At 62.1% G+C, this 1,410-nt stretch carries 1 protein-coding gene and 2 pseudogenes; all 3 read right to left on the bottom strand.

Going from position 1 to position 1,410, the window contains the following annotated elements; translation table 11 throughout:
* A pseudogene (locus HP547_RS28760) lies at positions 1 to 116 on the bottom strand (DUF2063 domain-containing protein); the annotation flags it as partial.
* Positions 109 to 957, bottom strand: a complete 849-nt coding sequence (locus tag HP547_RS28755) for a DUF692 domain-containing protein (protein ID WP_172218760.1) — start codon at positions 955 to 957, stop codon at positions 109 to 111. The gene HP547_RS28755 and the pseudogene HP547_RS28760, both read right to left, overlap by 8 nt.
* A 152-nt stretch (positions 958 to 1,109) precedes the next feature.
* Positions 1,110 to 1,394: pseudogene (locus HP547_RS28750) on the bottom strand (EF-hand domain-containing protein); the annotation flags it as partial.
* Positions 1,395 to 1,410: the final 16 nt, after the last annotated feature.

Below are 1,410 nucleotides of genomic sequence, written 5' to 3'. Positions count from 1 at the left end.
AACTCGCAGTAAACCTTCAGGCGCCGCGCCTCCAGGCCGGGCGGCGGGGCATGGCGCTGAGGATCGCGCAGGTGGCGGGCCAGGGTGTATTGCTGTTCGCGCAGGGTCTCATTCATGGATTGAAGCTCCCCAGGCACGCTGTACAGTGCGGATACGTGCCGTTTCGGCGAGCAGCTCGGCCAGTGGCGGGTAGTTGAAGTCGCGTTCGAGCACCGTTGGCAGCACGCCAAAACGGGCACAAGCGAAGGCATACAGGGCCCAGACATCTTCCCTGACCGGCGCCCCGTGGGTGTCGACTTTCAGATCGGGCGCCTCGTCAAAATGCCCGGCCACATGCATACCGGTCACGCGTTCCCTGGGTAAGCCGTTGAGGAATGCCCTGGCGTCGTAGCGATGATTGCAGGCGTTGACGAATACGTTGTTGACGTCCAGCAGCAGGTCGCAATCGGCTTCATCAAGAACCGCGCGAATGAATTCGAGCTCGCTCAGCGCCTGGTACGGTGCGGCATAGTAGCTGATGTTTTCCACGGCAATGCGCCGTTCAAGGTATTCCTGTGCCTGGCGTATGCGCGCGGCCACATGGCGTACGGCTTCATCGGTGAACGGCATAGGCATCAGGTCGTACAGGTGCCCGTCATCGCTGCAATAGCTCAGGTGCTCGCTGTACAAGCGCACCTGGTGGCGATCAAGAAACTGACGGGTCTGGTCGAGGAAATGCAGGTCCAGTGGCTCGCTGCCACCCAGCGACAACGACAGCCCATGGCAGGTGATAGGGAAGCGCTCAGCCAATTGAGCCAGACCCTTGCCATAGGCACCGCCCACGGCAATCCAGTTTTCCGGTGCGCATTCGAGAAAGTCCACTGTGCCGGCCTGCATCTCCAGCAGGTCGGGCAACAGCCCGCGACGCAGGCCGAGCCCTGTCTGCAGAGGCAGAGCGTAAGAAGGTGTGCAGTGCATTGGCAGGTCTCCAACAGGCACAACGCCCCGCCTGATCAGCAGGAGGGGCGTGGCGGCGTTTCATGGGAAGAAGATCAGCCCTTGGCAGTCAGGGGACTGAACAGGCCGTAAGCCATGGCAGCGTGAAGCCTGGCAAGCTACGCGCCGGCATGCTTGCCTTCAGCCCCAGCCTTGGCGCTGGCTCCGCACTTGCCTTCACCGCATTTGCCTTCGCTGTTGGTGGCCTTGTCGCTGCCGCCGCATTTGCCTTCGCCCTGCGTGGCCTTGCCACTGCCGCCGCACTTGCCTTCACCACATTTGCCCTCGCCGGCCACTTTGGCTTGCGCCAGCTGATAACCCTGAGCCAGCGGTTCGACGGCAAACGCGCTGCTGCCCAAGGCCATGCTGCCGATCAGGGCGGCACCCAGAATGCCGAAGGTGCTTCGTACTTGAGTCATGGTGATGCTCCACTTT

The organism is Pseudomonas sp. CM27 (assembly GCF_013179515.1).
Taxonomy (GTDB): Bacteria; Pseudomonadota; Gammaproteobacteria; order Pseudomonadales; family Pseudomonadaceae; genus Aquipseudomonas.
This window is presented reverse-complemented; position numbering and strand designations above follow the sequence as displayed.

Excerpts from the sequence above, each read along its gene's own strand:
- HP547_RS28755 (WP_172218760.1), bottom strand. The coding sequence starts at position 957 with ATGCACTGCACACCTTCTTACGCTCTGCCTCTGCAGACAGGGCTCGGC.